20 protein-coding genes and 2 pseudogenes are annotated in these 18,582 nt (G+C 39.1%); all 22 read left to right on the top strand.

Annotated elements, in window-relative coordinates; translation table 11 throughout:
• Window positions 1–97: 97 nt before the first annotated feature.
• Complete coding sequence (locus DW019_RS10770) at window positions 98–1,372, top strand: DUF4143 domain-containing protein (RefSeq protein WP_118443359.1); 1,275 nt, start codon at window positions 98–100, stop codon at window positions 1,370–1,372.
• 23 nt (window positions 1,373–1,395) lie between these two features.
• Window positions 1,396–1,932: a TIGR00730 family Rossman fold protein gene (locus DW019_RS10765; RefSeq protein WP_118443380.1), complete on the top strand. Its 537-nt coding sequence runs from the start codon at window positions 1,396–1,398 to the stop codon at window positions 1,930–1,932.
• A gap of 122 nt (window positions 1,933–2,054) precedes the next feature.
• The gene (locus DW019_RS10760) at window positions 2,055–3,422 is read left to right on the top strand and encodes an MATE family efflux transporter (RefSeq protein WP_117479035.1); all 1,368 of its coding nucleotides are present in this window, start codon (window positions 2,055–2,057) and stop codon (window positions 3,420–3,422) included.
• A gap of 52 nt (window positions 3,423–3,474) precedes the next feature.
• Window positions 3,475–3,915, top strand: coding sequence for a helicase-related protein (locus DW019_RS10755; protein ID WP_347474420.1), 441 nt, complete (start codon window positions 3,475–3,477; stop codon window positions 3,913–3,915).
• 258 nt (window positions 3,916–4,173) lie between these two features.
• Window positions 4,174–4,344: pseudogene (locus DW019_RS10750) on the top strand (NUDIX domain-containing protein); the annotation flags it as partial.
• A 91-nt stretch (window positions 4,345–4,435) separates the two neighbouring features.
• Window positions 4,436–6,736 carry an Ig-like domain-containing protein gene (locus DW019_RS10745; RefSeq protein WP_118443358.1) on the top strand — a complete coding sequence of 767 codons (2,301 nt, stop codon included), beginning with the start codon at window positions 4,436–4,438 and terminating at the stop codon, window positions 6,734–6,736.
• A gap of 19 nt (window positions 6,737–6,755) precedes the next feature.
• Window positions 6,756–7,098: pseudogene (locus DW019_RS10740) on the top strand (ArsC/Spx/MgsR family protein).
• A complete protein-coding gene (locus DW019_RS10735; protein WP_118443357.1) occupies window positions 7,076–7,282 on the top strand; it encodes a hypothetical protein in 207 nt (68 codons plus the stop codon). The pseudogene DW019_RS10740 and the gene DW019_RS10735 overlap by 23 nt, the downstream one beginning before the upstream one ends.
• On the top strand, window positions 7,270–8,265 hold the full coding sequence (locus DW019_RS10730) for a Gfo/Idh/MocA family oxidoreductase (RefSeq protein ID WP_117479031.1): 996 nt from the start codon (window positions 7,270–7,272) through the stop codon (window positions 8,263–8,265). Before DW019_RS10735 ends, DW019_RS10730 begins: the two co-directional genes overlap by 13 nt.
• Before the next feature lie 261 nt (window positions 8,266–8,526).
• A complete protein-coding gene (locus DW019_RS10725; protein ID WP_022342600.1) occupies window positions 8,527–8,994 on the top strand; it encodes an Hsp20/alpha crystallin family protein in 468 nt (155 codons plus the stop codon).
• 260 nt (window positions 8,995–9,254) lie between these two features.
• Window positions 9,255–9,383, top strand: a complete 129-nt coding sequence (locus DW019_RS10720; RefSeq protein WP_347461584.1) for a hypothetical protein — start codon at window positions 9,255–9,257, stop codon at window positions 9,381–9,383.
• Window positions 9,384–9,395: 12 nt separating this feature from the next.
• A complete protein-coding gene (locus tag DW019_RS10715) occupies window positions 9,396–10,436 on the top strand; it encodes a phosphotransferase (RefSeq protein ID WP_117479029.1) in 1,041 nt (346 codons plus the stop codon).
• Between the two features lie 111 nt (window positions 10,437–10,547).
• Window positions 10,548–10,847, top strand: coding sequence for a nucleotidyltransferase domain-containing protein (locus tag DW019_RS10710; RefSeq protein WP_242989401.1), 300 nt, complete (start codon window positions 10,548–10,550; stop codon window positions 10,845–10,847).
• Complete coding sequence (locus tag DW019_RS10705) at window positions 10,828–11,259, top strand: HI0074 family nucleotidyltransferase substrate-binding subunit (protein WP_117479028.1); 432 nt, start codon at window positions 10,828–10,830, stop codon at window positions 11,257–11,259. The genes DW019_RS10710 and DW019_RS10705 overlap by 20 nt, the downstream gene beginning before the upstream one ends.
• 128 nt (window positions 11,260–11,387) lie before the next feature.
• The gene (locus tag DW019_RS10700; RefSeq protein WP_118443356.1) at window positions 11,388–11,813 is read left to right on the top strand and encodes a GNAT family N-acetyltransferase; all 426 of its coding nucleotides are present in this window, start codon (window positions 11,388–11,390) and stop codon (window positions 11,811–11,813) included.
• A 96-nt stretch (window positions 11,814–11,909) separates the two neighbouring features.
• A complete protein-coding gene (locus DW019_RS10695) occupies window positions 11,910–12,251 on the top strand; it encodes a hypothetical protein (protein WP_118443355.1) in 342 nt (113 codons plus the stop codon).
• Between the two features lies 1 nt (window position 12,252).
• Window positions 12,253–13,362 (top strand): flagellin lysine-N-methylase, encoded by a 1,110-nt coding sequence (gene fliB / locus DW019_RS10690; protein ID WP_118443354.1) that lies wholly within the window; start codon window positions 12,253–12,255, stop codon window positions 13,360–13,362.
• A 111-nt stretch (window positions 13,363–13,473) separates the two neighbouring features.
• A complete protein-coding gene (locus tag DW019_RS10685) occupies window positions 13,474–14,421 on the top strand; it encodes a hypothetical protein (protein ID WP_118443353.1) in 948 nt (315 codons plus the stop codon).
• Window positions 14,422–14,476: 55 nt separating this feature from the next.
• Window positions 14,477–15,382 (top strand): cysteine synthase A, encoded by a 906-nt coding sequence (cysK, locus tag DW019_RS10680; protein ID WP_118443352.1) that lies wholly within the window; start codon window positions 14,477–14,479, stop codon window positions 15,380–15,382.
• Between the two features lie 42 nt (window positions 15,383–15,424).
• Window positions 15,425–15,958 (top strand): M48 family metallopeptidase, encoded by a 534-nt coding sequence (locus tag DW019_RS10675; RefSeq protein ID WP_118443351.1) that lies wholly within the window; start codon window positions 15,425–15,427, stop codon window positions 15,956–15,958.
• 124 nt (window positions 15,959–16,082) lie between these two features.
• A complete protein-coding gene (locus DW019_RS10670) occupies window positions 16,083–17,219 on the top strand; it encodes a helix-turn-helix transcriptional regulator (RefSeq protein ID WP_118443350.1) in 1,137 nt (378 codons plus the stop codon).
• Between the two features lie 115 nt (window positions 17,220–17,334).
• Window positions 17,335–18,483 carry a lactaldehyde reductase gene (gene fucO / locus DW019_RS10665; RefSeq protein ID WP_118443349.1) on the top strand — a complete coding sequence of 383 codons (1,149 nt, stop codon included), beginning with the start codon at window positions 17,335–17,337 and terminating at the stop codon, window positions 18,481–18,483.
• Window positions 18,484–18,582: the final 99 nt, after the last annotated feature.

The raw sequence follows: 18,582 nt of genomic DNA, 5'->3' as shown, positions 1-18,582 counted from the left end.
AAATTGCCAAAACGCCGAAAAATAAATTGCCAAAACGCCGAAAAATAAATTGCCAAAACGCCGAAAAATGATATAATTTTATTGGAGGTGGCTAATTATGAGAGAATATAAACCACGTATTGTGGATGAAATATTAAAAGATAAGCTTGAGGCGAAAGGAGCAGTTGTTATTGAAGGACCCAAATGGTGCGGAAAAACGACGACGGCAATGCAGATTGCTCGTAGTGTCTTAAGAATGGATGAGCCGAGCAAACGGGAAACGAATATTCAGATGTCTGAGATTGCTCCAGAAAGGTTATTAAAAGGTGACACTCCAAGATTGATTGATGAATGGCAAATTGCTCCAAAACTGTGGGACGCTACAAGGTACGAGGTGGATACAAGAGGTGAGGAGGGGCAATTTATTCTGACTGGCTCAGCAGTGCCGGTAGATTCAAAGGATATAACACATTCGGGGACGGGACGTTTTACATGGCTGACAATGAGACCGATGTCATTATACGAATCAGCCGATTCCACGGGACAAGTGAGTTTGAAAGATTTATTTGATAAACCAGACAGCCTAGAAGGAGAAAATAATTTAAATATAGATAAATTGGCATTTTTGATTTGCAGAGGGGGATGGCCTCATGCTGTTGGAATGAGAGAAAAGATTGCATTAGCACAAGCAGAGGATTATTATGAGGCTGTTATAAAATCAGATATTAATAGGGCAGATGGCGTGAGCAAAAATCCTGAAAGAGTAAAGAGATTGTTGAGGTCTTTGGCAAGAAATCAAGGTGCACAAATTGCAAATACAATGTTGAAAAATGATATTGTATCAAATGATACAGAATCATTAAATGAGGATACTATTGCGTCATATTTAAATGCATTGAAAAAGATTTTTGTGATTGAAGATATGCCAGCTTGGAATCCCAATTTAAGATCCAAAACATCCATTCGTTCATCGGATACAAGATATTTTGTGGATCCCTCAATTGCAGTATCTGCGTTGGGGGCTGGACCGCAGGACTTAATAAATGATTTAAATACCATGGGATTGTTATTTGAAACATTGTGTGTTAGGGATCTTCGCGTTTATGCAGAAAAAATAGGTGGCAGTGTCTTGCATTATAGAGACAAATCAGGATTGGAATGTGACACGGTAATTCATCTTAAAAATGGTCGATATGGATTGGCTGAAATAAAATTAGGTGGTCAAAAACTTATTGAGGAGGGAGCAGCTAATTTAAAGGCGTTATCTAACAAAATTGACACTTCCAAAATGCTGGCACCGTCATTTTTAATGATAATTATAGGTGTAGGCGAGTTTGCATACAAAAGAGAAGATGGTATCTTTATAGTACCAATCGGATGTTTAAAGGATTGATGCCTTATGCGAAAGGAGAGGTTATGAATATTACCGTATATCTTGGAGCCAGTAAAGGGAACGATAATACACTTGCTAATGCAGTGAGAGAACTTGGTACATGGATTGGAGAAAGTGGAAATTCGCTTGTTTACGGAGGCTCTAAATCCGGGCTGATGGGTGAGATTGCAGAAAGTGTGCTGCGTGCAGGGGGGAAGGTTACCGGTGTGGAACCACAGTTTTTTATTGATGCAGGTTTTTTGTACGAAGATGTTACAAATCTAATTGTGACAAATGACATGTCGGAACGAAAAGCGAAGATGATTGAACTGGGGGATGCTTTTATCGCATTTCCTGGTGGTACCGGTACATTGGAAGAAATCGCGGAAATTATGTCGAAAGTGTCGTTAGGACATTTGGATGCTCCGTGTATTCTTTATAATCTTAACGGTTATTATGACAGTTTAAGGGATTTACTTCGGCATATGATTGAGAAAGATTTATCAACCGAGGAAAGGCAGCAGGGAATTTATTTTGCTGAAAATCTTGAGCAGATTAAGGAGATTCTTTTGAAGGAATAATCAGTAAAAAACATTTGACAATTAAAAAAATTACAAATATAATACTTTATTGAACGAGTAGCAAAATTGCGTAAATCCAGTTTTGCTGCTCTATTTTTTTGCAGAAAAAAAGGAGGATTCACATGACTGAAAATAACAAAATGAGGGAAATGCCGGTTTATAAACTTATGATTCAAATGGGGATTCCAATGATTTTATCGATGGCATTGCAGGCGGTTTATAATATCGTGGACAGTGCTTTTGTTGGCAATATGAAGGAGGGGAGCGAGGCTGCGCTGAATGCGCTTACACTTGTGTTTCCGGTGCAAATGCTTATGGTTGCAATTGCAATTGGAACCGGAGTGGGAACGAATGCGCTTCTTGCAAGAACGCTTGGACAGGGAGATTCTAAAAAGGCGGCAATGGTTGCAGGAAACAGTTTGTTTCTGGGTTTGATTATTTATGTGATTTGTTTTTTGTTTGGAATTTTTGGTGTGAATGCATATATTTCATCACAGACAGCGAATCCGGAAGTGCTTTCTATGGGAACCAGTTACCTTAAAATCTGTTGCGTGCTTTCTTTTGGAATTGTTTTCTTTTCTTTGTTTGAAAAATTACTGCAGGCGACGGGGCGCTCACTGTATTCTACGATTGGTCAGGTGGCAGGTGCGGTAATCAATATCATTCTTGACCCGATTATGATTTATGGCATTGGACCGGTCCCGAAAATGGGTGTGGAGGGAGCCGCTTATGCAACGGTAATTGGACAGATTGCTTCGGCTGTACTGCTGTTTGTTTTTCATATCAAATTAAATAAAGAATTTGAACATGGATTCAAGTATATGAAGCCGGATGGTAAAATTATAAAAGAAATTTATGCAATCGGTCTTCCGGCGATTATTGCACAGGCACTTATGTCCATTATGGTATATGTGATGAATCTGATATTGAAATTTGATGCTTCTGCACAGACTGCATATGGGCTTTTCTATAAAGTGCAGCAATTTGTTTTGTTCCTTGCTTTTGGATTGAGGGATGCGATTACGCCGATTCTTGCATTTGCTTATGGAATGCGAAGTAAAAAAAGAATTCAGGACGGAATGAAATATGGTATTATTTTTTCGATTGGCTTGATGATTTTAGGGATTTTTATTACAGAAGTTTTTCCGGGACAATTTGCTGCCTTGTTTAATGCCGGATCATCCAGAGAGTATTTTGTTGGAGCCATGAGAATTATTTCCATCAGTTTTCTTTTTGCGGGAATTAATGTTGCATATCAGGGAATTTATCAGGCGTTAGATGGGGGAATGGAATCGCTTGTAATCTCACTTCTCAGGCAGATGATTATTATTTTACCGTTAGCAGAAATTTTTTCTGTTTTAGTAAAAAATGGGCAGGCTGGGGTGTCACTTATTTGGTGGGCATTTCCGATTACAGAATTTGCAGCATGTTTGTTAGGCTGCGTATTTTTAAGGAGAATCCGAAAAAACAAAGTGGAATCTTTGCAGTGAGGTTAGCGTAAAAAAACTTTCGGAAAAATAAATATTGAAAAAGGCAGCTCCTTTGTATAAAGTTTTAAGTGCCGAAACAAAAAAACGCAAAATAGCACGTGCGATTGAACGCTTGACGATGGATGTGCAGTCGGAAGACGATGACTACCTTGATTATTTGATTACCGTTGATATTTTTTCGGAAGGAACCGATATTGTTGAAGTAAATCAAGTAATTATGCTTCGCCCAACCCAATCGCCGATCGTATTTATTCAGCAGTTGGGGCGTGGCCTCCGAAAAGCAGAGGGGAAGGAATATGTTGTAATTCTCGATTTTATTGGAAATTATAAAAATAATTTCATGATTCCAATTGCACTATTCGGAGACAGAAGTTACAATAAAGATAATATCCGAAGATATTTGAGGGAAGGCAGCCGCGTTATTCCCGGTGCAAGTACGATTCATTTTGATTCAATACGCAGGAAATTATTATCATTTTTTGAAAATGATTGATAAGGAGTATAGCGGAGAAATGACGGACAGGGAAGAAGCTTGTCTGGAATTTGTATCCCAGAATCCGGCAAATGAAAGATATAGTAGAACTTGGAATTCGAAGATATAGTGAAGTATCACAAAAAAGAGGATATTGCAAAGAGTACAATGTATGATGACAAAGGAAGATTTCTTCCCATTATGAATTTTCAACTTCAAATGAGTCATCCGGTGAGAGAAGATATTTATCAGTATTTTGTGAATGAATAGAGGTACGATATGAAGACGATACATGTAGTGGCGGCGGTTATAGAAGCTGTCGATGAACAAGGAAAAGAAATACTTTTTGCTACCCAAAGAGGGTACGGAGATATGAAAGGCGGCTGGGAATTCCCCGGTGGAAAAATTGAGCCGGGAGAAACGCCGCAAGAGGCACTCAAACGAGAAATATAGGAAGAACTTGATACCAAAATCAAGGTGGGAAGTCTTATTGATACATTGAAGCAAAGTAAACTTATAACCCCAGAAAAGGAAGTGTGATATGAGAAAAAAATTAAGTGTATTATTATTGATTTTAGCGTTAATTATGAACCAAGCTGCTCCAATGGGCATTAAGGCGGCGGATGCAGCAGATGAAGTTAAGGTTTATGTGGAAAATGGAGAAGGCAGTCTTACGGAAGGTGACGGAACCGCCCAAAGACCGTATCAAAATATACGTACGGCCTTGAAGCAGATTCAGACGGGACAGACACTTGTACTTGTGGGTGAAGTCTCCTACACCAAATACGAGACGTGCGAAGACGGATCTCCGAAACCATTATTTATTGATAAAGATATCACGATTGTTGGTTCAGATACGTCAGCAGGTTTGAAAATACGCAGTATGATTCAGCTGGGAGCGGACGTTACGTTTTGTGATATGTGGCTGCAAATGGTGCCGCAGGCAGGGAATGCACGTGGGACAACAATTTATGCGGCGGGACATACGCTGGTGTTGGATGCGGTAGATACGAGAGTAGGAACCAGTACATTGCAGGACGATGTGAGGCCATTGATCAGCGGTGGCGCGTACCAGGGAGAGGAAGGAAAGATGGGAAGTCACACAACGATTAAAGTGGTCAATCCCATATCCCAGACTAAGATAGCTGCAATTTATGCAGGAGATTATTATCGCGATTCCGAACAAGACAAAGTGGATATAGAACTGGATTCCAAATTGGTAGACACGGAGATTCATGCAGCGGGTGCCGATGGTCATACATTGACAGGAAATGTAAATGTTACACTGGGAAAAGATAGTAATGTAACGGATTTTGACAAGACGGATCTGATAGGTGAGTTGAATGTCAATGTGAAAGCGGGAGCTCATATTGATACCTTGTCATTTTCCGGTATCAATAATCTCACGATGGCAGAAAAGTCGCGGATCACGCTTCCTAAGGAGGCGGATTTTAACGTAAATAACGTCTTTTGCGAGAAAAATGCGGTGCTTGATCTCAGACAAATGTCAACGAATCCGAGTGTTGCAAACAATTTTACCGGTGTAACGGTATCCGGCGAGGATCAAACATGTGGCTCCGTTTTGGTTGGAAATGATACTACACTTGAGATAAAAGGAGAAGTCTATGGTCTAACAAAATTAAACGTAAATGGCTCAGAATATATGGCGAGATTTGTGGAGAATCATTGTTACATACAGGCAAAGGCCTCTTCGAGTGGGAATTTTTCAATTGAGGGCACGCAGTATACAAATTTTCAATTAAATAAAAAGAAAACCGAAGAAATATATTCCTGGATTATTGGAAAACTGGAAAATGAGGACGCAGATGACTTTTATTGGATTGGAGATGCAGATAAAAAATCTGTGATCAGTCAGCAGGGAAAAGAATATTATTATCCGGTTGAATTTAAAAAGGCAGATGGTACGGTTTATAAGCCAACGTTTGAGGAACTTTTTTATGATTACGATTTGGCATTGACGAAGGAAAACGGGGAAGCGGTTGATTTAGAGGAAGCGGCTTTCTGCAGTTGGGATGAGGAGTGTATTAACGAGGGGCAAAGCCAATATAATCAGGTGATTGTATGTATATACGACTGGGAGAACTGTAAGGGTGAACTGACATTGACGCTGACCCATTCGAAAACCGGCAAGAGTATATCGCGAGTGCTTTTGGTGGGTGAAGAACAGCCGATTCCGACAGTAACCCCAACCATGACCCCAACGCCGACGGCAACGCCAACCGTAGCGCCGACAACAACACCAACGCAGGTGCCGACGCCGACGGTTCCAACTCCGGCTGCGACAGAAGTACCAAGTTCAACACCCGATGCCACACCTGTAATACTTCCAACGCCACCAACGGTAACACCATTGCCGCCAACTAGTGAACCGCGGGCATTTACATTGAACAAGACATCTGTCACATTGTATACAAAAGGGAAAAAAATCATACAGCTTAGTGCTGATACAGAAAGTGTAGTGAAATATACATCTGACAATGAAAAAGTGGCAGTTGTAGATGAAAATGGCCGGGTAACAGCAAAAAAAGCAGGAACTGCTTTGATTACTGCGAGTGCAGATGGTTATCAGAGCACGTGCAGGATTGTTGTAAAGAAACCAACATTTAAAGTGGCGAAAAAGATGATAAAGGTCAAAAAAGGAAAAAAGGCTCGTATTATTGTTAAAGTCCGTCCAACAACGAAAGTTGTGTTTGCTTCCGCGAATAAAAAGATTGCAGCAGTTACCAAAAAGGGAATGCTAAAAGGCATGAAGAAGGGGCGGACAAAAATAAAAGTAAAGTGTTATGGAATAACGAAGACAGTTATTGTTATCGTGAAATAATACGATATAGGAGGTAGGTATGAACATCCAAATCTTTGGCAGCAAAAAAAGACAACGACACAAAAAAAGCACAGCGTTTTTTCAAGGAACGTGGAATCCGGTTTCAATACATTGATCTGTGGGAAAAGACACTAAGCAAAGGCGAATTCCGATCGGTGGCAGCCGTCAATGGCGGACTGGAAGGCATGATTAACAAAGAATGTAAGGACCGGGATGCTCTTGCATTGGTGACGTATATTGCGGAAGAGGATAAATTGGATAAGATACTTGAAAATCCGCAGATTTTAAAAATTCCGATCGTTCGCAATGGCAGACAGGCGACACTGGGATATCAGCCGGATGTGTGGAAGACGTGGGAATAAAGGAGCTGCCTATGAATCAAGATACTTTAAGTATCTCAAGAAAAAGAATATTGGGAAGAATGCTTTTCGTGGAATTCCGAGAAAAGCATCGGTTTATGTGCCGTCCGGAAAAATGAAAAGCTATCGAAAATGGCTGAAAAAAGCAGGATTGAAATGCCAAGGAGGAAAAAAATGGAAAAGATAAGATGGGGAGTTTTAGGAACAGCAGGAATTGCCAGAGATTGCAGCATACCGGGAATGCAGAAGGCAGAAAATTGTGAACGGTATGGAATTGCAGGGCGCAGCTTGAAAAAAGCAGAAGATTATAAAGATATGTTTGGGTTTGAAAAAGCATACGAAGGGTATGAAGCACTTTTGTCAGACCCCAAAGTGCAGGCAGTTTATATTCCGCTTCCAAATAATCTTCATTATGAATGGGTAAAAAAGGCTATTGCAGCAGGAAAGCATGTGCTGTGCGAAAAACCATTGGCGCCGACACCCAAACAAACAGTAGAACTTTTTGAGGCAGCAAAAGAGAAGGGGGTATTTTTAATGGAAGCATATGCCTACCTTCACAGTCCTTTTGTTACAGCACTTAAAAAAGAAATTGAAGAAGGAACAATTGGAGAAATCCGTTATATTGAATCTCAGTTTTTGACTTCATATTATGATAAGAGCAACATTCGTCTGCACAAAGAAAATTATGGGGGTGCAGTTTATGATCTTGGCTGTTATAATACAAGTATGCTGTTAAAACTTTTGGAAGATATGCCATCCCGGGTAAAAGCAATGGCACAGTATGATGAAAATGGCGTTGATATATATACAGCTGCATTGTTAAATTATGAAAATGATGTACGTGCATCGATAACATGCGGGATGATTTTTGAAAAAGATAAGCCGCATCGTTATGATAGATTGTATATTCACGGAACAAAAGGCGACATCAAATCCGATACGAAATTTAACCAAGAGGGAAATGCTTCCTATACGTTGATTATTGAAGGAAAAGAGCAGATTCGAAATGTATACTGCCCACATAATTATCAATTAGAAATAGAGCAGCTGGGAAGATGCATAATCGAAGGCGAGACCCCTGTTGTGACAGCTGATTTTTCGATTAAAAATGCAAAAATACTAGATGCTATATTGCAAGAGATCGGTTACTTTGAAAGTAATGTAATGTGAGCACAACGAAATTTCGGCATTTATAAAAGGACACAAAAAATTAGCACTCGCCTCTTGACAGTGCTAACAATTAGTGATATAACATAGTTAACGATAAGGAAAGGGGTTACGAAAAGGAACCCGGATCCGAATCGAAATTTAACAATCGACACTTCAGATTTCTCTGATGGTGCTAATAATACAAAAGTCTAAGTGCCTATGGTGTTTTGCAGGAACCCATATTTCCGACACTTGTTACAAGAAGGAAAGGAGAAATGACTTATGTTAAGACCTAGTATTTTTGGAGAGAGTTTGTTTGATGATTGGATGGATGATTTTCCATTTGGTAAGGAATTTGAGAAGGCTATGTTTCCGGCGAAAGATCCTCTTTATGGAAAACATGCAAAGAACATGATGAAGACAGATGTCCGCGAGACAGATGATGCGTATGAGGTTGACATTGATCTGCCTGGCTTCAAGAAAGATGAAGTAACCGCTGAACTGAATGATGGTTATATTACCATTTCGGCAGCAAAAGGTTTGGACAAAGATGAAAAAGATAAAAAGACCGGTAAGTACATTCGTAAAGAACGTTATGCCGGCAGCATGAGCCGAAGTTTTTACATCGGTGAGGGAATTACCCAGGATGAGATTTCGGCGAAGTATGAAAATGGTATCTTGCAATTGAAGATTCCGAAAAAGACAGACAAAGCAGTTGCCGGTAAAAATTATATCGCAATTGAAGGATAATCATTCAACAAGTCCCCTTCAGAGATCGAGTCCTCTGAAGGGGACTTGTTTTTTAGCAAAAACCATTGTAAGATTTGAAACGTACTTTATATTCTTTCATTTGCTGCCCTTCACGGCTTTCTATTTTCGTTGAATTTCCCGTAGGAATCTCATAGTATACTTAAATAAAAATTACAATAATTTACTGGAAATAAATAGATGCCGCAGTGAGAAAAAACTGGCTTGAAAGGATATCCTATGTTACAATGTGGATATAAAAAATGGAGGCAAAGCGCCTTGGCTGTTATGAGGTAACGCTCAATGTGTGGGCCGGAAATACATCGGCAGAAAAATTTTATGAGAAAATGGGATTGAAAACAAAAGAGAGACAGATGGAATATATCTTGTAAGAAGATGGGATTATGAACATCAGTATGACTATTTTAACAGAGAAAGGGGACATCATGGCACTAGAGGAGACGGTTTTGGATGGGGAAAATATGACGAATCTTTTAAAAGCAAATTGGGATATTTCATGTACTTCTTACAGAAAACTTGCGATAGGAACTGCAAATTGTTTTACTGTTAATGATGGCAGTAATACTTATTTTTTGAAAGAATACCAATCGTATATTGAGGATTGCGATATTATCAGGGAAGCAAAAATATTGGAGAAATTGAAAAATTGCGGAATCCCTTCGACAGATTTTATTGAAACAGTTTCGGGAGAAAAAATGGTAAAATACAAAGGACATCGATTCGTATTGCAAAAATACATGAGTGGACAATCTTATGGGTACAATGATTTCCCGGAGGAAATGCTTCCGCAAATGGCGGTTATGCTTGCCAAAATTCATATTGCATTAAAAGATATGGAACTGCCTGTTGATATGGATGCTGTGTGGGTAAATGGTGATGCTGTTTCCAAATATGATAATATATTAGAAGTATTGGAGCAGCATAGGGAAGATTCTTTATATAAACAAATCAAAGAAGATTTATTATATAAGCGTACTGTATTGCAGAAAAATCAAAATATATTTCGGAGATATTTTGAAGGAATAACGTATAGTCCCAGTCACGGCGACTATCAAGGATGTCAGATTATTGGGGAAAATAATCGGATAAAGGCAGTAATTGACTTTACATCGGCAAGAAAACTGCCGGTGGTATGGGAATTAATGAGGTCATTTGTGCAGACATCGCATAATTCAAGAAACAATGCTAAAATTGATTTGCAGGATTTGCGTCATTATGTAAAAGCATACTGTGAGTATTTTCCGTTAAGTGACAAGGATTTAAATGCAATGCCATATGTATATGTGTTTCAATTGCTTCGAAGTACCTATGGTTATAAAGAGTATTTATTGAGCAATTCGGAAGATAGAGAGGGCTTGATTTCTTTTGCTTTTTGGAGAACAAAAATATGTAAAGAGGTGCTTGGACATATTGATGAAATTTAGCACAATTGATAATTGAGGAGGAAAGCATCACTTTACGAAGAACCACTCCGATGTTATAATTGTGGGGAAAATGATATTAAGTGGAACAAGGTTAAGGAGGTGCAGATTGATTTGAAAAGTAATGTTGGACTGCAAGTTATGCCAATAGATGAGTTGATAGAAAGGGTGGCGTCTGTTTGTAAACGATGTGGGGCTGAACATTTGGATTTATTTGGATCATTTGCAACGGGAACTGCCACGGCTAGAAGTGATATTGATTTTGTCGTATACGGTGATGTGGATAGTGAACTTTTAAATCAGATGATTAGCCAGATAGATACCTTGCGAAAAATTGATATTTTTTATTATAATGAAATAAATGATGAATATTTATTGGAGGATATAGAGAATTATGGAAGAAAAATATTTTAATCGCTATCGTTCATTTTGCAGAAGTCTAAGAAATTTAAAGAAGAGTAAATCTGCAGACCCAGCAGCGGAGTTTGTTTTAGAGGGGACCATTCAAAATTATAATTTGACATTTGACTTGGCTTGGAAAGTTATGAAGGATATTTTGGTTAAACAGTTGGGAATAACAGATTTTGCTATTGGGTCTCCAAGAGAAGTTTTACAATCAGCATTTACAAATGGATTAATTAGTGATGATATATGGTTAAAAATGCTAAAAACAAGAAATTTATTAGCACATGATTATGATGGCAAGATAGCAGAGAAAAACTTTCAGGAAATTATTTCAAATTATTATGATGCTTTTGATGGACTTAACGATGTAATTACCAAGTTTTATGATGGTAGTTTGCCATCGATTGATAGCTTCGACTAGTAATTGAATCTATATAATATTTTACAGTTTGGATTTAAGTAACAATAAGATACTTGAATATTTGGACTGTAATTATAGTGTTAAGGTGACAGGGTACACACGAAGGTAAGAAGTGAGAGGGGGATGATATGAACTTTGCATTTAAAGAAAATCAACTTGATTATGAAACATATTACATATTAAGAAAGTCAGTTAAGTGGAATAATTGGAGCAGGGAACAGGCAGAAATTGCTTTGGTAAATTCATATTATACAGTTACTGTTTTTGATAACAAAGTTCCCATTGGAATGGGGAGAGCTGTCGGTGATGGTATTTATTTTATGATTATGGATATTGTTGTTAAGCCTGAATATCAAAGAATGGGAATTGGAAGTACAATTATACATATGCTTTTGGAACATATTGAGAAAAATATGTGTGTTGGAAGTCGTGTTAGTGTACAACTTATATCTGAGCCAGACAAAGAACAGTTTTATATAAAACAAGGATTTAAGCTTATTCCACATGAGTATTGCGGACCGGCGTTGCGGAAGGTTATTTATAAAAAAGGATAGGTTTATGCGAATAGGAAAGCAAGAAAAGTCATTGACATATATATTTGCACTCAATAAAATATAAACAAATAATACCAGACAAGAGAGGACAAAAAGGTGCAGGAAACCAGATATAGAATCATTCGTATTGACGAAGAAGATTATGGATGTGAGGAACGACCGGATGACTATGTTCCTATGGTAAGTGTTTTGGTAAAAACAATCGAGCCGGATGACTTTGGCGATTTTCCGGAAAGAATTATAATGATGGAAGATGAAATTATGTATCGCAGAAACCTTGATGAGGGGGACGAAGCGGTAATTGGGCTCGATGGAGGATTGTTTCCGCCGGGGATGTTTTGCAATGAAGTCGATGACGGTGAAAACGATACCAAGGCCGATTTGCAGGGAGAATGGTTAGAAGATTACTTAGACGCTTTGGAGGAAATGGAAGAGTAAGATGAAAATATATCAGCCGGATTATTATGACAAATTTCAGTGTACGGCATCCAAATGTCCAATGACGTGCTGCATGCAGTGGCGTATTGCGGTGGATGACGAAACATTCCATAAGTGGGATGACGAATGGAAAGAGAAAGTAAAGAAAGTTGAAGAAGGGCGCATAATCGAATTGAAAAATGATGGTATGTGTCCATTTCTGAATGAGAAGAAATTGTGCAAAATTGTATTGCGGGATGGTGAGGGGGCAATTTCTGAAACATGCCATACTTTTCCGCGGGAAGAACATGAGTATGTTGGGAGAGTTGAGCGTGCATTGACGCCCGGATGCCCGGCTGTACTGGATTTGTTATGGAAGCAGGAGTGTTTTCAGATTCAGAAAAAAGAGGAACAAATGGAAGGAATAGCAGAAGAAATTTATGAGATAAATCCGGTGTTGTTTGAAATCCGGGATTGGTTTCTGGATATTGTAAATACGCGGGAAATTAAATTAAATACCACGCTGGAAATCTGTTTTTTAATTGCGCTGGATTTATACGAATTGGAACAAAAGGGCGTTCTTGAAGATGAATTCCAAAGTTACAAAAACACCACAGATATTTGGAAAATTCAAGATGCAATTGGAGAAAATTACACAATAACAGAAGAACGTCTGGAAGAATATAATTTGCTGTTTTTGGATGTTTCACAGATTTATCGGGAACAAAATATTTATGGAGATTTTCTGGTGCCGCTGGCAGAGGAGGCAGAGAAGATTAATGGTAAAGAAATCGAGTGTTTTAAGACGTATCAGCACAAGATAAAGAAATGGGCAAAAGAGCTTCGGAATCTTTTTGCAGAAGAAATCTCATCAGCTATTATTACGCCAGGAACCGGTCAGGTTTTGGATATTCTTGTGAAATTGGAATGGATGGCAATGGAATATGCTGTGTTGTCACAGGCATTATTTTTGCAGCAGCGAAAAGGAGAATTAACGGATAAAAAAATACAGAAAAGCGTATGTGTTGTATTTCGCATGATGGGTTATGCAGATGACGATATTTGGGAATACATGGAGAATTGTTTCGACAGTGTGATCTGGCCATGGGAGTATTATTCTTTGTTGGTATGATGTTTGTAAGGATTCACGATTTTGAATTGCATTTATTATTTATCGTGGTAAAATAGAAACAGGTTCCTTGTTCGAGGAGGGACTAATTTTATATGGATTGGAGAAAAAAGTATGAAAAGATTATTAGTAGCTCTGATTATGCTGGCTGCATTTTTCTGCTTGCCGGTTAAAGCAGAAGCTGCTGGGAAAACGCTCCGCATTCCGGGACCAGCTTGCCAAAAAGGAAATGATATTTATTATTGTTATACCATGGGCGGTCTGCGCATGAATTTGATGAAGATAAATAAGAAAACAAATAAGGTTACAAAAATTGTTTCCTACAAAAACAAAGGGAGAGATACGAATGCCTTTGAAAATTTGAATGTGAAGGGCAATGCCATTTATGCAGCATATGATTTAGTATGTGGAACAGGAGCATCGGATAGTTATATATGCCGGATTGACAGCAAGAAAAAAACGAAAAAATTACTTACCAAGGGAAGAAATCCGGGTTTGATTGGTAAAAAAATATATTTTATTAAGACTGCTTATAACAAAGAATACGACAGTGATAAAGATATGGGAATTTATGTTATGAACCTTTCCGGCAAAAAAATAAAGAAGGTCTGTAAAATGCCGGTTTCCGGGCTTTATGAGCTGGGAACCGATGGCAAAAATTTTGTCTATAGTTATTATAACAAAAAAGGAAAATTAACACTTCGTTATATGACGAAAAAGGGCAAAAAACTGGGTGCTTATAAAAAAACGGAGTCATCTTTTTGCAGTCCGTCTTACAACTTAAGAAGTACCGTAGGAAACAAGCAATATTATATTGCAGGAAATCGCGTAGTGTGTGTGGACAAAACGACAAATGAGACAACGGTTTTGGCTGATTTTGGAACCGGCATTAGTTCCTATGTGGACAATTTTCAGGTGTTTCATGATGTGATTTTGGTTCGCGGAGTTAAGGAAGAATATATTCCTGCGTACAAAGAAATGGCAGGAAAAGGATATATCTATATGATTCATTTAAATGATTTATCGAAGGTCGTGCTGAAAAAATACAATAGTGGCGAATAAAGGAGAAATGATATGATTTTTAGAAGTCACTCATTTAAGGAGGCAAAGTCATTTTATGTATTATAATAACGTACTTGATTTAATTGGAAACACACCGCTTATGTGCCTGCAGGAGAGCACAGGTTACAATATATTTGCAAAGGCAGAGTTTTTGAATCCCGGCGGAAGTATTAAAGACCGCATCGCAAAAAATATGATTGAGACGGCAGAGGCGGAAGGAAAATTAAAACCGGGGATGACAATTATTGAACCTACGAGTGGAAACACAGGAATTGGTCTGGCTCTTGTTGGAGTGAGAAAAGGGTACGAGGTTATTATTGTGATGCCGGAAAATATGAGTGAGGAGCGAAAAAAGGTAATTCAGGCATTTGGTGCCAAGCTTGTCCTCACAGAGCCGAAACTTAGTATTGGCGGTGCAGTGGATAAGGCAAATGAGATAGCAAGTACAAATCCTGAGAAATATTATATGCCACAGCAGTTTGTGAATCCGGCAAATCCGGAAGCACATTATCGGAAAACGGCAGTTGAACTTAGTGAGCAGCTGGGAAAGAAAATTGATATTTATGTTTCCGGTGTGGGAAGCGGAGGTACCTTACAGGGGATTGCCAAGTATTTGCTTGAGCAAAATCCAGATACGAAAATTGTGGCGGTAGAGCCAAAAGGAGTTTCGGCACTTCACGGAGATGGACCGGGAATCCACCAGATACAAGGAATTGGAGATGGATTTATTCCGGATGTATTAGACACCGGTTTGATTACCGATGTTGTTGAGGTATCGGACGAGGATGCGATAAATACAGCGAGAAAACTTGCAAAAGAGCAGGGGCTTTTGGTAGGAACTTCATCCGGGGCAAATGTGTTTGCGGCAATGCAGATCGCAGAAAAATACGGAAAAGATAAAGTGATTGCAACGGTTCTCGCAGACCGTGCGGAGAGATATTTTAGCACGGGTTTGATTTAACGTGTCAAGATGAGCAAGTAAAAAACTGAGGATTTTTATAGGATGAAAGTACAGGTGATTCGTTCCAATCGAAAAACAATCGGACTTGAGGTGCGCGCGGATGAAAGTGTGATTCTGCGGGCGCCTCAGTGGCTTTCCGAAAAAGAATTGGATGAATGGATTGGGGAGCATGCCTATTGGATTGAAGAAAAAGTAAAACAGATGCGGCAGAGAAATTTGAACAAGAAACTGACTGGGGCACCTGCCGTTGATGAAATTTCGGATGTAGAGTGGAAAAGTATCTTGGGAGAATTTACAGAGAGAGTAAACCATTTTTGCAAAATTATGGAGGTCACCGTTGGCAGAATCACTATCCGCAATCAGAAGACAAGGTGGGGGAGCTGCAGCTCAAAAGGCAATGTGAATTTTAATTATCAGTTGTATTATATGCCACGAGAACTTATGGATTATGTCATTATTCATGAACTTTCGCACAGACGTCATATGAACCATTCGGCAGAATTTTGGCAGGAAGTAGAGAAATATTGCAAGACATATCGGGAATGCAGGAAAAAATTGAGGGATTATGAAATCTAAAGTGTTTTGGACCCTTTTAATCTGACTTTAAATAAATTCAAGGATGCATTGATTGTTTTCTTCTTTTCGTAATGATATAGTGAAATCACGGTACCGAATAATGATAAATTAGGAGGAATTGAATATGATGCTAGGAAACAATATTCGAATTGCCAGAAAACGAATGGGATTGACACAGGAAGAACTGGCAATGCAGATTGGAGTGACTGCCCAGGCGGTAAGTCGATGGGAATCAGAGGCAGGACTGCCGGATACATCGCTTATTGTGCCGTTAGTACAGGCGCTGCAGATTTCTACGGATACTTTATTTGGAATGGACCAAATGAAGCAGGAAGATGCCATGTATATGGAGATTAAACGCGAGTATGAGAAGATTGAAAGCGATGAAAAAACACCTGCGGATGCGGCGAAAAAAGAATGTGAATACATCGCTGGACGTCTTGAGGTAAATCCTTCGGATTTTGTTCTGGCAACCTGCATGGTTGAGCGTGTGGCTAATTTAAGCCGTTATGTAGATGAAAAAGGATCTTTTAAGGGGGAGGAATTCATTTGGGACAAATACCGCAAGAAGGCGATTCAGTGCGCCGCTCAGGTGATTCGGTTTTGTCAGAAAACAGAATGGGTGGAACGTGCACATTATGCAGTCGCGTGGGTGTATATTCATGACAGGAATTATGTCAGTGCCAAAGACCACGTCAGAGCACTTCCCAGTGTAAAATCGAATCGTATGCAGGAAAGTATTATGGCACAAATTGCTGATTTTGAGGGTGGCGTGGATGAAATGAAGAAAGTTGTCTGCGAAAATCTTCAAAATTTTGTAAGAGCGATAAATAAAGAAAATCTTTATGCTATGGAATCACTTGCGTGGGAAGTGTCTGCGGATGAGGCAGTTGCGTATGGCAGGTGGAGTACTGATATTATGGATGTATTTAGCAGGAAAAAGGAACTTTTGCCATATTGCCGTGGATTTTTTCGTGACATTTATATGTATATGATTCATGCTGATTTGCGTGAAGAAAATTATGAGCGGGCAGCCCTTCATTGGAATGAATTAAAAGAAGGTATGCAGAAGCATTATGGTTACTATCAGATGGTGCTTGGCGATGAAGGCGAAGAGGTCAAATTTCCAAAACGCCAGCTGGGGAATATGCGTGCCTATACGAAAGAATATATGGAAGAAAAACAGCAGGAAATTTTACAGAGATTAACAAGCTGGGAAGGAGAAGAAAAAATAAAAAAATTCCGCCAATATTTAGATTAAATTCGAATCACCCCTTGAATTTCCTGGAAAACTTAGTATAATATACACTATAAAACGAAATGAATTTGCTTATTTTTGTGCAAATTCAACAAAAGAATAAAGGGGGACTTAATCTATGGCAAACAGATTTGTATTGAATGAGACATCATATCATGGTGCAGGAGCAATTGCGGAAATTGCGAGGGAGACGAGAAGTCGCGGCTTCAAGAAAGCGTTTGTATGTTCAGACCCGGATTTGGTAAAATTCGGTGTAACACAGAAGGTGCTTGATGTGCTGGATAAAAATGGTATGGCGTATGAGTTATATTCAAATATTAAACCAAATCCAACCATTGAGAATGTACAGACTGGTGTGCAGGCATTTAAGGATGCAAAAACGGATTATTTGATTGCGATAGGCGGTGGTTCTTCGATGGATACAGCAAAAGCAATTGGAATTATTATTAATAACCCGGAGCATGAAGATGTGATAAGTCTTGAAGGTGCGGTAGATACAAAGAATAAGAGTGTACCGATTTTCGCAGTACCTACGACAGCGGGAACGGCTGCCGAGGTTACGATTAACTATGTAATTACCGATGCGGCGAAAAATCGTAAAATGGTTTGTGTAGACCCGCATGATATTCCGGTTGTTGCATTTATTGATCCGGATATGATGTCGTCTATGCCAAAGGGCTTGACAGCTGCAACAGGAATGGATGCATTGACACATGCGATTGAAGGATATATTACAGCAGGAGCATGGGAATTGTCCGATATGTTCCATTTGAAAGCAATCGAAATTATTTCACGTTCTCTGCGTGGCGCAGTGGAAAATACACCGGAGGGCAGAGAAGGTATGGCACTTGGACAGTATGTTGCCGGTATGGGATTTTCTAATGTTGGACTTGGTATTGTTCACTCGATGGCGCATCCTCTTGGTGCTTTATATGATACACCGCACGGAATTGCCAATGCCATTATTCTGCCTACCGTTATGGAATACAATGCAGAAGCAACCGGTGAAAAATATCGTGATATTGCAAAAGCAATGGGCGTTGAGGACACGGAAAATATGTCACAGGAAGAATATCGCAAAGCGGCTGTTGATGCCGTAAGAAAACTTTCACAGGATGTTGGAATTCCGGCAGATTTGAAAGAAATTGTAAAGAAAGAGGACATTCCGTTCCTCGCACAATCGGCTTATGATGATGCGTGCCGTCCGGGAAATCCGAAAGAAACAAGTGTAGAAGATATTACAAAATTATATGAAAGTCTTCTGTAAAATAGAGTAATAAAATAAGGCTGCCATCCGAGTGGATGGCAGTTTTTTTGTTGTATTGGCAATAAAAATAAACCACCTGCTATGCAGGTGTGTTCCCAA

This window comes from Clostridium sp. AF37-5, from assembly GCF_003477605.1.
In the GTDB taxonomy this organism is placed as follows: Bacteria; Bacillota; Clostridia; order Lachnospirales; family Lachnospiraceae; genus Eubacterium_F.
The sequence above is the reverse complement of the archived record's forward strand: the minus strand, read 5'-3'. Positions and strand labels throughout refer to the sequence as shown.

Excerpts from the sequence above, each read along its gene's own strand:
- DW019_RS10770 (WP_118443359.1), top strand. The coding sequence starts at position 98 with ATGAGAGAATATAAACCACGTATTGTGGATGAAATATTAAAAGATAAG.
- DW019_RS10765 (WP_118443380.1), top strand. The coding sequence starts at position 1,396 with ATGAATATTACCGTATATCTTGGAGCCAGTAAAGGGAACGATAATACA.
- DW019_RS10760 (WP_117479035.1), top strand. The coding sequence starts at position 2,055 with ATGACTGAAAATAACAAAATGAGGGAAATGCCGGTTTATAAACTTATG.
- DW019_RS10745 (WP_118443358.1), top strand. The coding sequence starts at position 4,436 with ATGAGAAAAAAATTAAGTGTATTATTATTGATTTTAGCGTTAATTATG.
- DW019_RS10735 (WP_118443357.1), top strand. The coding sequence starts at position 7,076 with ATGTGTGGAAGACGTGGGAATAAAGGAGCTGCCTATGAATCAAGATAC.
- DW019_RS10730 (WP_117479031.1), top strand. The coding sequence starts at position 7,270 with ATGGAAAAGATAAGATGGGGAGTTTTAGGAACAGCAGGAATTGCCAGA.
- DW019_RS10725 (WP_022342600.1), top strand. The coding sequence starts at position 8,527 with ATGTTAAGACCTAGTATTTTTGGAGAGAGTTTGTTTGATGATTGGATG.
- DW019_RS10720 (WP_347461584.1), top strand. The coding sequence starts at position 9,255 with ATGGAGGCAAAGCGCCTTGGCTGTTATGAGGTAACGCTCAATGTGTGG.
- DW019_RS10715 (WP_117479029.1), top strand. The coding sequence starts at position 9,396 with ATGAACATCAGTATGACTATTTTAACAGAGAAAGGGGACATCATGGCA.
- DW019_RS10705 (WP_117479028.1), top strand. The coding sequence starts at position 10,828 with ATGGAAGAAAAATATTTTAATCGCTATCGTTCATTTTGCAGAAGTCTA.
- DW019_RS10700 (WP_118443356.1), top strand. The coding sequence starts at position 11,388 with ATGAACTTTGCATTTAAAGAAAATCAACTTGATTATGAAACATATTAC.
- fliB (WP_118443354.1), top strand. The coding sequence starts at position 12,253 with ATGAAAATATATCAGCCGGATTATTATGACAAATTTCAGTGTACGGCA.
- DW019_RS10685 (WP_118443353.1), top strand. The coding sequence starts at position 13,474 with ATGAAAAGATTATTAGTAGCTCTGATTATGCTGGCTGCATTTTTCTGC.
- cysK (WP_118443352.1), top strand. The coding sequence starts at position 14,477 with ATGTATTATAATAACGTACTTGATTTAATTGGAAACACACCGCTTATG.
- DW019_RS10675 (WP_118443351.1), top strand. The coding sequence starts at position 15,425 with ATGAAAGTACAGGTGATTCGTTCCAATCGAAAAACAATCGGACTTGAG.
- DW019_RS10670 (WP_118443350.1), top strand. The coding sequence starts at position 16,083 with ATGATGCTAGGAAACAATATTCGAATTGCCAGAAAACGAATGGGATTG.
- fucO (WP_118443349.1), top strand. The coding sequence starts at position 17,335 with ATGGCAAACAGATTTGTATTGAATGAGACATCATATCATGGTGCAGGA.